12 protein-coding genes are annotated in these 14,194 nt (G+C 38.2%); 8 read left to right on the top strand and 4 right to left on the bottom strand.

From position 1 onward, the window contains the following. Positions 1-112 precede the first annotated feature (112 nt). From E4661_RS12675 to E4661_RS12655, 5 genes are all read left to right on the top strand, one after another. Complete coding sequence (locus E4661_RS12675) at positions 113-973, top strand: carboxypeptidase-like regulatory domain-containing protein (protein WP_136467819.1); 861 nt, start codon at positions 113-115, stop codon at positions 971-973. 12 nt (positions 974-985) lie between these two features. Then, complete coding sequence (locus E4661_RS12670; protein WP_136467818.1) at positions 986-2,641, top strand: S41 family peptidase; 1,656 nt, start codon at positions 986-988, stop codon at positions 2,639-2,641. Positions 2,642-2,676: 35 nt separating this feature from the next. Beyond that, on the top strand, positions 2,677-3,261 hold the full coding sequence (locus tag E4661_RS12665; RefSeq protein WP_136467817.1) for a HupE/UreJ family protein: 585 nt from the start codon (positions 2,677-2,679) through the stop codon (positions 3,259-3,261). 85 nt (positions 3,262-3,346) lie between these two features. Then, on the top strand, positions 3,347-3,784 hold the full coding sequence (locus E4661_RS12660; protein WP_136467816.1) for a deoxycytidylate deaminase: 438 nt from the start codon (positions 3,347-3,349) through the stop codon (positions 3,782-3,784). Between the two features lie 15 nt (positions 3,785-3,799). Further along, positions 3,800-5,431: a S41 family peptidase gene (locus tag E4661_RS12655; RefSeq protein ID WP_136467815.1), complete on the top strand. Its 1,632-nt coding sequence runs from the start codon at positions 3,800-3,802 to the stop codon at positions 5,429-5,431. On the opposite strand, the gene E4661_RS12650 is transcribed toward E4661_RS12655, so the two are convergent. Next, positions 5,428-5,631 (bottom strand): hypothetical protein, encoded by a 204-nt coding sequence (locus E4661_RS12650; protein ID WP_136467814.1) that lies wholly within the window; start codon positions 5,629-5,631, stop codon positions 5,428-5,430. The two genes, E4661_RS12655 and E4661_RS12650, sit on opposite strands and share 4 nt — an antisense overlap. A gap of 10 nt (positions 5,632-5,641) precedes the next feature. Further along, a complete protein-coding gene (locus tag E4661_RS12645) occupies positions 5,642-6,220 on the bottom strand; it encodes a MarC family protein (RefSeq protein WP_136467813.1) in 579 nt (192 codons plus the stop codon). 115 nt (positions 6,221-6,335) lie between these two features. Between E4661_RS12645 and E4661_RS12640 the strand changes: the two genes are divergently transcribed. Beyond that, complete coding sequence (locus E4661_RS12640; RefSeq protein WP_136467812.1) at positions 6,336-6,905, top strand: DUF3109 family protein; 570 nt, start codon at positions 6,336-6,338, stop codon at positions 6,903-6,905. Here the strand turns inward: E4661_RS12640 and E4661_RS12635 are convergent. Both E4661_RS12635 and E4661_RS12630 read right to left on the bottom strand, forming a co-directional pair. After that, on the bottom strand, positions 6,898-8,715 hold the full coding sequence (locus tag E4661_RS12635; RefSeq protein WP_136467811.1) for a tetratricopeptide repeat protein: 1,818 nt from the start codon (positions 8,713-8,715) through the stop codon (positions 6,898-6,900). The genes E4661_RS12640 and E4661_RS12635 overlap by 8 nt on opposite strands. 165 nt (positions 8,716-8,880) lie before the next feature. Beyond that, positions 8,881-9,615, bottom strand: coding sequence for a LytR/AlgR family response regulator transcription factor (locus E4661_RS12630; RefSeq protein WP_136467810.1), 735 nt, complete (start codon positions 9,613-9,615; stop codon positions 8,881-8,883). A gap of 910 nt (positions 9,616-10,525) precedes the next feature. Here E4661_RS12630 and E4661_RS12625 point away from each other — a divergent pair. Both E4661_RS12625 and E4661_RS12620 read left to right on the top strand, forming a co-directional pair. Further along, on the top strand, positions 10,526-11,512 hold the full coding sequence (locus E4661_RS12625; RefSeq protein ID WP_136467809.1) for a ribonucleotide-diphosphate reductase subunit beta: 987 nt from the start codon (positions 10,526-10,528) through the stop codon (positions 11,510-11,512). Positions 11,513-11,643: 131 nt separating this feature from the next. Next, positions 11,644-14,121, top strand: coding sequence for a ribonucleoside-diphosphate reductase subunit alpha (locus E4661_RS12620; RefSeq protein ID WP_136467808.1), 2,478 nt, complete (start codon positions 11,644-11,646; stop codon positions 14,119-14,121). Positions 14,122-14,194: the final 73 nt, after the last annotated feature.

The raw sequence follows: 14,194 nt of genomic DNA, 5'->3' as shown, positions 1-14,194 counted from the left end.
TCAATTTTCAGAAAACTTCCTTAAAAGATTCATAACAACTTCTCAATTAACATTTTGTTGCGTTTTGGATAGGTCAGCGAGGCTATTTTTGATTTGACTTTAACTGGCCTTGATGAACAAACTGATACTCTTCTTTGTCTATATTTCTTTTCATTTTGTTTACTCTCAAGAAAGCATAACCGGTAAAATTTTAGAAGCAGAAACCTTGAAACCTTTGGCGTATGTCAATATCGGGATTGCCAATAAGGCTGTTGGCACAGTTTCAGATACCCACGGAAATTTCAAGTTGCAACTGAATGAAAAAGTCGTTTCAAAAGATACTATTGTCTTTTCCCATATCGGGTATGCTCCACGTTTTATCCCAATCTCGGTTTTAAGTAACCAGAATGTTACAGTAAAGTTAGAGCCTCTGGAAACCCGATTGCAAGAAGTTGTGGTAAAATACAAAAAGCCAAAGACCAAAAAAATGGGTCGAAAAAGCAAAGGGTTTGGATTGATGCACCAAAACTTCTATTCCTTTCATGAAAAAGATGTGGATGACCGTTTAAGCAAAGAAATAGGTGTGCGTGTACCTGTTAAAAAAGACTGCAGGGTACAGGCGCTCAATTTTAACATCACAACCAATGATTTTAAATCCCTCAGATTCAGAATCAATTTTTATCAAATAAAGAAAGGACTTCCGGGTGAACTTTTAAATACAAGGGATATCATTTTTGAAATCGAGGATGGACATTTAGGTTGGTTTAAAGTTGATTTGACCTCTTTTGATATCCTTTTGGAGAAGGATTTAAAAGAAGTGGTAGTATCCATTCAATGGTTAGAAAGCGAAAAAGCCACCCCCAAAAGCAAATATTTTAGTATTTCAACAAAAGTGGCATCCACAAAAAGTTGTTTTTTCCGAGAAAAAACTATGGATAAATGGCGAGTTATGAAATCTAAACCCAGCTTTTATTTGGATGCGGAATGTAAATAAATTCTAATCGATATGAAAAAAAATTACGTTTTACTATTTCTGACTTTTAGCTTGTTTTCAAATGGTTTGATGGCGCAAATCTTGACCGAAACCCAAAAACTGGAAAGCTTGTGCAGAGTTTGGGGATTTTTAAAGTATTATCACCCACAAGTAGCTAAAGGAAAGTTTGATTGGGACAAGGAGTTGCTGAACAAAATTCCTATGGTTCGGGAAGCGGAAAACAAAGAAGAACTTTCAAAAATATATTTAGACTGGATCGATGGTTTGGGAAAAGTGAAGCCATGTAAATCTTGTTCAAATCCTTCTGACAAGGAATATTTTGACAAGAATTTTGACCTATCATGGATTGATGACAACCATATTTTCACAGCTAATCTTTCCAAAAAATTAAGACATGTCGAGGCCAATCGGTTTCAAGGAAGGCAATACTACGTAGAGCCAGTTCATAAGAGGGTGGGTAATATTGCTTTAAAAAATGAACCTGAATATCCAGATTTTGATTGGTCAAATTCAGAAATGCGATTGCTTATCGCCTTTAAATATTGGAATATTATTGAGTATTTCTTTCCCTATAAATATCAAACGGATATACCTTGGGATGTGGTTCTTGGAAAAGTGATCACAGAAATGGCAATGGTACAATCCCAGACAGACTTCTATAAGACATTTAAACGGTTGGTAGCTTCCATTGATGATGGTCATGCTTATTTTTACCCACCTGGTCAAACATTTCGTTGGTCTCCACATATAGCGAAATATATTGAAGGTGAAATGGTTGTAACCGGTAATCGTAATGATTCATTGGCTCAATTTTCCCCACTTCAAAAAGGGGATATTATAAAAAGAGTGGATGGAAAACCTATTGACGAGATAATCAAAGAGAAAAAGCCTTTTGTTTCAGGGTCTAATCCATTAGGTAAGTATAGAAATCTCACATACTTGATTTTATCAAGCACAAACAAGGATGAAAAAGCTAAAGTAGAATTTGAAAGAAATGGAGAACATTTTGAAGCTGAGGTTTCAAGATATAGTCGAGCACATTTTAGAAGAAAAGGTATTAGAAAAGACGCATATAAAGTTTTAGAGAATAACATAGGCTACCTTGATTTAGCACATTTAAAAATGAAAGAGGTTCCTGAAGCTATGGAGGCAGTGTCCAAAACAGGAGGATTGATTATTGATGTTCGCAATTATCCTAGAGGAGTACTTTGGTCTTTGGCAAATCACTTGTCAAGCAGCAGGAATCTATTTTATATGGTAACTAGACCTGATTTAAAGTATCCGGGAAAGTTTTACATTGGCAAAGCGGGAGAATGTGGTGGATTAAAAAGGGAGTGGTTTTATTCAAACAATGTAGTGCTTTTGGTAAATGAACAAACCCAAAGTCATGCTGAATTTACAGTTATGGCACTACAAACAGGAGATAAGATTACAACGATTGGCAGTCAGACTGCTGGTGCAGATGGCAACGTTAGCAGATTAAATTTAGCAAGCGGCATCAGGACATCCATAAGTGGCATAGGTATCTTCTATCCCGACGGCACAGAAGCTCAACGAAAAGGTGTAAAAATTGACATTGAGGTAAAACCAACTATTCAAGGAATTATTGACGGCAGAGATGTGGTCTTGGAACGTGCGATTTCTTATCTTGCCGAGCAAGAAGAATAAGTCAACCGTTAGCCAATAATCATCAATTTAAGAAAATGCAAGAATTTTTCTTTTACATCAAATTAGGACTGGATCATGTCCTCGATTTCGGAGCCTATGATCATATATTGTTTTTATCGGCTTTAGCCATTCCTTTTTCGTTTAAGGACTGGAAAAAGGTCGTGATTCTGGCTACTGTTTTTACTATTGCCCATTGCCTGTCCTTGGCCCTTTCAGCTTTTGAAGTAATGACAGTTGATGTTGGTCTTATTGAATTTTTGATTCCGGTTACCATTTTATTGACAGCGCTCTACAACTTTAAATTCGTAATGAACGATAAAGCAAGTGACAAGCTTTACGTCAATTCAATTGCAACAGCATTCTTTGGAATTATTCATGGATTTGGCTTTTCAAACTATTTTAAGATGCTAATGGCACAAGAAGAAGATAAGGTAACTCCTTTATTGGGATTTGCCACGGGTATCGAGCTTTCCCAAGTAACTATTATTCTTGTGATTTTGGCCTTGGTCTTTTTGGTTCAGGATGTGCTCAAGGTCAAAAGAACGATTTTTATTACGATTGCATCGATTTTGGTCATATGCATTACAATACCATTGCTTATTGCCACGTTTCCCAATTAAGGCCTTTGTTAAATTTAGCCGAATAAGGTTGTAGGGGTCTTTTAAAGCGGGTATATTTATTCATTATCGGCTTATATTCTGACTTATGAAGGAGGGCAAACAAGAAAAGTACGACAGGGCCTATTTGCGAATGGCGAAGGAATGGGGGAAATTGTCCTATTGCAAACGCAAACAAGTCGGTGCTATTATTGTAAAAGACCGCATGATTATATCCGATGGGTACAATGGTACGCCCACTGGTTTTGAAAATATCTGTGAAGATGATGAAGGATACACCAAATGGTATGTGCTCCATGCCGAGGCGAATGCTATTTTAAAAGTGGCGTCCTCAACCCAATCTTGCGAAGGAGCAACTTTATATATTACATTATCACCATGCAGGGAGTGCAGCAAACTTATTCATCAAGCAGGAATAAAACGTGTGGTCTATCAGAATGCTTATAAAGATGATTCCGGATTGCGGTTTTTAGAACGGGCAGGAGTGGTAACGCACCATCTGCCTATTTTGGAAGAAATGGTTTAACCTCACCATCAAGCTATGAAAAAGAAATATCAATATATATTACCCACACTTCTGGCTTTTGCCGTTGCCATAGGAATTTTTATCGGGGGCAAACTTCATTTTGATGACACTCCTGAAAAACTCTTCACCACAAACTCTAAAAAAGACAAGCTCAACCGGCTTATTGATTATATCGATTACGAGTATGTCGATGAAATTGACACGGACAGCATTGTGGATGTTACGGTGAACAATATTTTAGGGAAGTTAGATCCCCATTCGGTATACATTCCGAAGAGTGAAATGAAAGAAGTCACAGAAAACATGAAAGGTGACTTTGTGGGAATAGGCGTAAGTTTTTACATGTATAAAGATACTATTACGGTTATTCGAACTATAAAAAATGGCCCAAGCCAAATAAGCGGAATAAAACCTGGCGATCGTATTTTAATGGCGAATACAGATACTCTTTATGGGCGCAGAATACCCAATAATGTGGTGGTATCCACATTAAAAGGAAAAATAGGTACCAAAGTCGACCTTAAGGTGTTTCGAAAGTCTGAAAACAAAATGATGGACATTACCGTGCGACGTGATCGCATTCCGATAAAAAGCGTCGATGCCTATTACATGCTCACCAATGATATGGGGTATATAAAGATCAATCGTTTTGCAGAGTCAACTTTTAACGAGTTTAAAGATGCACTTAGAAAATTAAAGATTCGCGGTGCGGAAAAGCTTGTGTTGGATCTTAGGGATAACCCAGGTGGTTATTTAGGGATAGCTGAAAAATTAGCGGATGAGTTTTTGAAAGATGACAAGCTTATTCTCTATACCAAAAACAAAAAGGGTAGAATAAAAAAGGCTTTTGCTACGAGTAAAGGAGACTTTGAGGACAAACCTGTATACGTATTGATCAATGAGCGGTCTGCATCTGCAAGCGAGATTATCGCCGGAGCTTTACAGGACAATGATATTGGTACAATTGTAGGAAGACGTTCCTTTGGAAAAGGATTGGTACAGCGCGAGATGGATCTTGGAGATGGGTCCGCGGTTCGTCTAACCGTATCCAGATATTACACCCCTACTGGACGCTCAATACAAAGATCTTACAAAAAAGGACACCGCGATTACTATCAAAAGTTCATGGAGCGCTATAGCAGTGGTGAGCTGATCTCAGTGGATAGTATAAAAGTTGCAGACTCTCTTAAATTTAGAACACCAAAGGGAAAAATCGTTTATGGCGGGGGAGGAATAATTCCAGATGTTTTTGTGCCGATAGGAGGCAACGAGGAAGAAGCCATACATAGCATGGATGACACCTTCGAGTTCTTTTCGCGATTTGTTTTTGAACATCTAGAAAAAGACAGAACTCAATACAACCATTATTCCAAAAACCAGTTTTTAGATGAGTACAGGGTAGATGATATTCTTTTTGATGAATTTATCCAGTTTGTATTGAACAGAAAGATAAAATTGGACTTTTACGCATACGAGGATAAAATCAAAGACTACATAAAAGCGAACATCGCGGAACAGCTGTTCTCGCCCAATCTTTCCGCCCAAATAAAGGGGAAACATGATTCTATGCTAAAAAAGGTCAAGGATTTGGATGCCGTCACCACCTTTGACAAGTCCAACGAAATGGCACTAAAACCAGAAGATTAATTGTCCTTGATCTTCTTGTCAATTTTTTTTGAGGTCATAAAAATCAATAGCAGAACAACGGCGCACAAAGAAGCAACAATGCCAATGAGCGCAATGGTGCTATCGCCTTGAAAAGGGTTCGAAAAATCTACAAGGGTCGCATTGTAGGCTATTAGTCCCAAAGCAAGGACGATAAGGATAACAATCAGGATTTTGTTCATTATAATAATCTTAGTGGGCAAACATTTGGTTTACATTGGTAGCAAAGAGTTTTACAGCTATCGCCAACAAAATGACGCCGAAAACCTTTCTAATCACATTAAGCCCGTTCTTCCCCAACAAACGCTCTATTCTTGCGCTTGACTTCAAAACAAGGTATACAAAGATAATGTTTACCACAATGGCGATCACAATGTTCTCAACATGATATTCTGCTCTTAGGGCCAAAATCGAGGTCAAGGTTCCGGCACCCGCTATAATAGGAAACGCAATGGGAACTACCGAAGCACTCTCTGGCTCATCATGTTTGAACAAAGTAACGCCTAGTACCATTTCCAAGGCGAGGAAAAAAATAACAAAAGCCCCTGCCACCGCAAACGAATTCACATCGATTCCGATAAGCGCAAGAATGCTCTCACCTACAAAAAGAAAAGCCGTCATAATACAGGCGGCCACAATTGAAGCCTTTTCAGATTGAATGTGCCCCACCTTGCTTCTTAAAGAAATGATAATTGGAATACTGCCCAAAATGTCAATTACGGCAAAAAGTACCATGCTGGCCGTTATAATCTCTTTTAAACTGAAATGCATCACCTTATATTTTGTCCGCAAATTTACGTGTAAAAAACACGTTTGGATTTTTAAATGGTTTTCGAAAACATGATTTTTTGGTTTTGGAGTATTTTTGCCCAAAACAAGTGTATAGATGTTTCAGATTGGGAAGACCATAGTATCCGAAGAAATTTTGGAAAACGATTTTGTATGTAACCTAAATGCTTGCAAAGGCGCTTGTTGTGTAGATGGGGAATACGGTGCTCCTTTGGAAGATCATGAAACTGAAATATTGGTAGATATTTTTAATGATGTGAAACCGTATTTACGTCCTGAAGGTGTTCAGGCAATTATGGATCAAGGTGCTTTTTTGAAAGGAGAGGATGGCGAGTGGGAAACACCATTGGTTAACCAAAGTGAATGTGCGTATGTAGTTTTTTCAAAGGAAGGAATTGCAAAATGTGGATTGGAGGACGCATATAATGACGGTGCAACAAAGTGGAAAAAACCAGTGTCGTGCCACCTATATCCTGTTAGGACCAGAGAATATTCTGAGTTTACCGCAGTAAACTATCATCAATGGGAAATTTGCGACCCAGCATGTAATTTAGGAAAAGAACTTAAAGTACCTATTTACAAGTTTGTAAAGGATGCTTTGATAAGAAAATTTGGAAAGGTATGGTATCAAGAACTCGAAGAAGTGGCCCAAGAAAATGCTAAATAACCGGAATGTCAAGGATTACTTTGGTTCCTGCAGGTGAACCATCTTTATCGAACAAGTCCACAATATCAACATCAAAACTATTTTGGTAGTCCTTAGAAAAATTGGCCAATCGCTCTTTTGTTATACGTATGCCCACCGATTTTCTTTTTAGAACTCGATTGACCTTGTTGGCATGTGCCGCCTCACGACCTACCCCGTTATCTATGATTTCTATGGAAACATGACTGCCATTCTTCTTTTTTACATTTAGATGGATCATCTTTTTACCTTCTTTTGGAGACAGACCATGCCATAACGAGTTTTCAAGAAATGGTTGCAGGGCCAAAGAAGGTACTTTGACATTGTCAACATTTACACCTTCATCAACTTCAATTTTAAAATCGATTTCGTTGGAAAAGCGAATGTTTTCAATATTCATATAAAGCTCCACGGTTTCCAGTTCTTCGGCCAAGGTAATTTCCTTTAGGGACGAAGCTTCAAGTATTTTACGAACCAACTTGGAAAATTTGTTAAGGTAATGAACGGCATTTTTTTGCTCATTATTTATAATATAAAGCTTGATGGAATTCAGTGAATTGAACAAAAAGTGCGGGTTCATTTGACTTCGGAGCATATTTTGTTCCAAGGTGAGCACCCTTTTCTCATTTTTGCTCTGATATTGCCGATATAGAATATAAAGAATCGAAGATATAAGACCTATGATAAGAGCACTTACCAAAAGGGTTGTTTGGTTTTTTCGCAATCTTAACCTTACTATTTCATTTTCCTTGGCAAGTACCGAAATCTGATTACTCTTCTTATCCGCTTCGTATTTGACAATAACGTCATTCATGTATCTGAAGTTGGTAGCGCTGGAAATTTGCTTGTTGTACTCATCCGCCTTTTTATAATGCTCGTAAGCCGCTTTATAATTGCCCCTTGTTTGCTCAAAATAGGCGAGCTTTTGATAAGCATAAAGTACATTACTTGGAATATTATGAGTTTGGGACATTTCCAATCCATCCAAAACAAACTTATGGGCTTTGTTATAATTGCCCAATTCCGTATGCGCCCATCCCGTATTGATAAATATCCTTGGGGTGATATAATAATCCCCGATGGTTTTTGATGGCTCGTGCAAGGGCTCAAGAAGCACAAGTGCTGCATATGGCATATCTTGTTTAAGATAGACTTGGGCCAAACTATTTTTACATATGATCCTACCGTAATCCGAATTGATGTCTTCGTTATAGGCCAAAGATTTTCGATAATTTTCAAGGGCACCTTCCAAATCTCCCTTATGCTCAAGACAAACTCCTATATTTTGATGGTTTATGGCTAGACCTAACTTGTTTCCTAATTCCTCCTCTAATTTAAGAGCTCGTTTGAACTGCATTATGGCCAGATCATACTGCTCCAAGGTTTGGTAAAGGAGTCCAATACAGTTCAGGGATACATTAATGCTTCGCTTAATATGTGTCGAGGGGTTTTCTACCTGTTCAGCTAGTTCCAATGCTTGTTGATTATAATCCAATGCGGTTTTAATGGCATCGGTTCTTCGGTAAACCACTCCAAGCATGTTAAGCGTACGTACCTTTAGTTCAACATTGTTTGCCTCTTCGGCAAGTCGTAGAGCCTCCTGATGTAAATCTGCAGCTTTTTTGAATTTTGAAAAGTTTCTATACTTGGCACCTAATTGATCAAGTGCGTAAGATTCACCCTCTAAATACTTTTCGGTTTTACATAGATTGGCAAAATATCGAAGAAAAGTGGTATCATGCTTCTCTGCTTTCAATTCTTCATCCAAGGAGAGATAAGTCTTGGGTTGCATCTGAACAACGATTTGGGCTTTTTTCTTAAAATCATTGGAGATTTCCTGTGGATACCCCAGATATAGGGATAATCCAAAAAGAAGAAAAAGCAATGCCTTTTGTGACTGTGAAGGGGGGCTTATATTTTTTATCAATCCAATGTTGAACACGATATTCTTAGAAAATTACAACATATCCAAAAAATCGGATTTTTTCTGTCTTGAGACCGGTATTTTGTGGTTGGACTCCAGGACCACATAACCATCTGTTTTTAGAAATTCCTTTATCTTATTGAGATTGATGATATACGAATTATGTATTCTGAAAAAACTCTTGTCCGGCAGTAAATTATTAACCTCTTTTAGTTTTTTGGTCAATAAGATTTTCTGACCGTCACTTAAAAAAATAGTGCTGTAATTTCCATCAGATTCGGCATAAAGAATATCCTCGCTGTTCAGAAACAGTAATTTGCCATCCGTATTGATGGTTATTTTCTTGCTGTGGGATTCAGAATTGAAATTTAGCAGTATTTTTTCCAACTTCTCAGCTGTCAGGTTCTTGGCATTGTACTTCTTGATTTTTGCAATGGTCACCTCCAGGTCGTCGGTGTCAATTGGCTTTAACAAATAATCTATGGCCTCATTTTTTAAAGCTTTTAGTGCATATTGGTTGTAAGCGGTAGTGATGACAACGGGAAAATCTTTATTTTTTAGATTTTTGATAAATTGAAAGCCATCCATTGCGGGCATTTCAATATCAAGAAATAGGCAATCTGGAGTATTTCGTTCGAGATATTGCAAAGCTTCATGAGCATCTGTAAAGGATGCTATAATATTAACTTCATCACTCAAATTGGTGAGTTCCCAACTCAAACTCTGTAGTGCTTTTATCTCGTCGTCTACGATAACTGCTTCTAACATCCTATTATCTAAAACAAACTCAAATTTAGGGTTATTCCTCTAAGGTATTTAAAATTATGTGTTGATGGGTATTTTAGGCGTATAACTGGTAGAAAATAATCTAGAAAACGTTTTTTGGGCAAAAATGAGCAATAAACAGATTGTTTAGCCAATAAATACCCCGCTCATTCAAAAACCCTCTAACCATTTATACATAAAAAAGTGCAATTTATACAAGCCCAAGCCTACACGCTGGTATTGTTTTATACTTTGGTCACATCAAAAAAGACTGCTAACCAAGAAGCTCACAATGAGAAAGTGCGTTGTTTTATTCGTGATTTTAATATTTGTCCTGATTTGCGCTGTAGTATTGGAAGGTAGAGATTTGGATATGCAATCGGACTGGAGTGAGATGGCCAATGCAGAGTAGCGCACAACCATTATAAGTTCATATACATTACCAACAAATAGTACGGCCGACGCAACCAAACTCTAATTTTAGGAACTGCTTGCAAAATAAAATATCCGGTCTAGCTTGGGTTTTTCGATTTGGTTTTAGGTTTCGGGGGAACTACCTAATATCTGAAACGATTAACTTTGGTCAGATTTGGAAAGGCCGTACGGTTTGGTAATGAAATACCTGGATAGCTTTTAGTGTAAATCCCATAGATAAATTAAGACCAAGAGTATAATTTTATACTCCTTGGTCTTTTTTTTGCAGTATGATTTCTATAAAAAAGTTTTCATTTTACTTCGAAATTAACAAGCCTAAGAAACATGGGCTGCCAGCCTAGATTTCAACATGTTGTGTTAAAAACTTTGAGGCCAATTTTATAAAACCGCCTTTAGAATCCGGCCACATTTTTGAATCTTTGTTAGCCCTATCCTCAGGGAAATTTTCTTCCGAATAATAATTTTTTAACGAGAAACAATGTCAGCAGCCAACGAGCCCATATTACAAGAAAATAAAGACCGATTTGTAATTTTTCCCATTCAGCACCATGACCTTTGGGATTGGTACAAAAAGCAAGAGGCTTGTTTTTGGACGGCGGAAGAAATTGATTTGCACCAAGATTTAACCGATTGGACAGGCAAACTAAATGATGATGAGCGCTATTTTATAAAGCATATCTTGGCCTTTTTTGCAGCTTCTGACGGGATAGTGAATGAGAACTTGGCTGAAAATTTTGTAAATGAAGTTCAGTATTCTGAAGCTAAGTTTTTCTATGGATTCCAGATTATGATGGAAAACATCCATTCCGAAACGTACTCGTTACTTATCGACACCTATGTAAAAGATGAGAAAGAAAAGAATATCCTTTTTAAGGCAATCGAAAATTTCCCTGCTATCAAAAAGAAGGCCGATTGGGCTTTAAAATGGATTGAATCTCCAAGTTTTGCGGAACGGTTGATTGCTTTTGCTGCCGTAGAAGGAATTTTCTTTTCAGGTGCCTTTTGCTCCATTTTCTGGTTGAAGAAAAGAGGATTGATGCCAGGACTTACCTTTTCCAATGAGTTGATTTCAAGGGACGAAGGGATGCACTGTGACTATGCTGTGCATTTGCACAACAACCACTTGGTGAACAAAGTTCCAAAAGAGCGTATTAAGGAAATTATTGTTGATGCGCTCAACATAGAAAGGGAGTTCATTACAGAATCACTCCCTGTTAGCCTAATTGGCATGAATGCAAAATTAATGACCCAATACTTGGAGTTTGTGACCGACAGATTGTTGGTGGAGTTGCAATGTGAAAAAGTGTACAACGCCTCAAATCCATTTGACTTTATGGATATGATTTCGCTTCAAGGTAAGACCAATTTCTTTGAAAAGCGCGTGTCCGAGTATCAAAAGGCAGGCGTACTGAACAAAGAAAAAGACACTGATTCGCAAAAGATCAGTTTCGACGCAGATTTTTAATAATTAAGTAGAGAAGACCTATACCCCTGGGGTTTTTCAAAAGAGATCTTAACCTAAGATGTCGTAATAACGACATAGATAAATGTTCTTGGTATAACCAACAAACGTTTCATTTAAAATATTCGTAGCACATGTATGTAGTAAAAAGAGATGGAAGAAAAGAGCCGATGATGTTCGATAAAATCACGGCCAGAGTTAGAAAACTTTGTTATGGGCTTAATGGCCTTGTTGATCCTGTAAAAGTGGCAATGCGTGTCATTGAAGGGTTGTACGATGGGGTAACTACCTCAGAGCTTGATAATCTTGCAGCAGAAATCGCGGCTACTATGACTACTACTCATCCTGATTATGCAAAGCTGGCTGCACGCATCTCGGTTTCCAACTTACACAAAAATACTAAGAAATCCTTCTCTGAAACCATGAAGGATTTATACGAATATGTAAACCCAAGAACAGGCAAAAAAGCGCCCTTGCTGTCGGATGAAGTCCATAAAGTAATTGAGGAAAATGCTGAAAAATTGGATTCTACCATCATTTACAACCGTGATTTTGGCTACGATTATTTCGGATTTAAGACTTTGGAACGTTCTTACCTTCTTAAACTGAACGGGAATATAGCTGAACGCCCCCAGCATATGCTGATGCGTGTTGCGGTAGGGATACACTTGAATGATTTAGATGCGGCCATCGAGACCTATGAATTGATGTCCAAAAAGTACTTCACCCATGCAACACCTACTTTGTTCAACTCGGGCACTCCCAAACCGCAAATGTCCTCTTGTTTTCTTTTGGCAATGAAAGATGATAGTATCGATGGGATTTACAACACCCTGAAACAAACAGCCAAAATCTCCCAATCTGCGGGAGGAATAGGACTGTCTATTCACAACATCAGAGCTACAGGGTCATACATTGCTGGTACTAACGGAACATCAAACGGAATTGTCCCCATGTTACGCGTTTTCAATGATACCGCTCGGTATGTAGACCAAGGTGGAGGGAAAAGAAAAGGAAGTTTTGCCATTTATGTAGAACCTTGGCATGCAGATATCTTTGATTTCCTTGATCTTAAAAAGAACCATGGAAAAGAGGAAATGCGTGCGCGTGACCTGTTCTATGCCATGTGGATTCCCGATTTGTTCATGAAAAGAGTAGAGGCTGATGCCGAGTGGACTTTGATGTGTCCAAACGAGTGTCCTGATCTTTTTAATACCCATAGCGAGGAATTTGAAGCACTTTATGCTAAATATGAAGCAGAAGGAAAAGGGAGAAAGACCATCAAAGCAAGAGATCTTTGGGAGAAAATATTAGAGTCCCAAATTGAAACGGGCACTCCGTACATGCTCTACAAAGATGCTGCAAATAGAAAAAGTAATCAGAAGAATTTGGGAACCATTCGTTCCTCAAACCTTTGCACGGAAATTTTAGAGTACACTTCTCCTGATGAGGTTGCCGTGTGCAACTTGGCCTCTATTGCATTACCTATGTTTGTAAAAAACGGTGCCTTTGACCACAAAGAATTGTTCAGGGTGACCAAGCGAGTGACCAAAAACCTTAACCGAGTGATTGATCGCAATTACTATCCAGTTAAGGAGGCCGAAAATTCAAATATGAGGCACAGGCCAATAGGCCTAGGTGTGCAAGGGTTGGCCGATACTTTTATAATGCTTCGCATGCCTTTCACCAGTGATGAAGCAAAACAATTGAACCAAGAGATTTTCGAAACACTTTATTTTGCGGCTGTAACCGCTTCTATGGAGGCAGCCAAGGAAGAAGGAGTTTATTCTACATATGAAGGATCACCTATTTCAGATGGAAAGTTCCAGCACAATCTTTGGGGAATCAATGACGAGGAATTATCAGGTCGATGGGATTGGGCCAAGCTAAGAAAAGATATAAAGAAGCATGGAGTTCGGAACTCACTATTGGTTGCTCCCATGCCAACAGCGTCAACCTCGCAAATTCTTGGAAATAACGAATGTTTTGAGCCATATACATCCAATATCTACACCAGAAGAGTGCTTTCAGGAGAGTTTATTGTGGTGAACAAACATCTTTTGGAGGATTTGGTGAAGTTGGGTCTATGGAACGAAAGCTTAAAGCAAGAATTAATGCGAGCCAATGGTTCGGTTCAACATATTGATGTTATTCCTGATGACATCAAAGAACTTTACAAAACTGTTTGGGAGCTCAGCATGAAGGATATCATCGATATGAGTAGGCAAAGAGGATATTTCATTGACCAAAGTCAATCCCTGAACCTGTTCATGGAGAATGCCAATTATTCTAAACTGACATCCATGCATTTTTATGCATGGAAAAGCGGACTTAAAACAGGAATGTATTATTTAAGAACAAAAGCCGCTGTTGATGCCATTAAATTTACGCTTGACAATACCAAGAAAAAAGAAGTTCCAGTAAGTGTTGCAGCAGAGGCCGAAGTGTTGGCTGCAAGCCCTAAAGCTGCAGAAGGTATTAAAGTGGAGACCACATCTGTAGAACAACAAGAAGTGGATATACAACCAATGACCCCTGAAGAAATGAAAGAAATGATCGCACGGGCCAAAGAAGGCCAAGCAGATGATGATTGCTTAATGTGTGGGTCATAATTTTTTAAACTGACCGGTTATGTGATAGTGTTTATTGAATAGATACCTCGGAAAAGTTCACCCCACAAAGAAT

It is taken from the genome of Flagellimonas onchidii, from assembly GCF_004804315.1.
In the GTDB taxonomy this organism is placed as follows: Bacteria; Bacteroidota; Bacteroidia; order Flavobacteriales; family Flavobacteriaceae; genus Flagellimonas; species Flagellimonas onchidii.
Note: the sequence above shows the minus strand (reverse complement) of the source record. Positions and strands in the feature narration are given on the sequence as shown.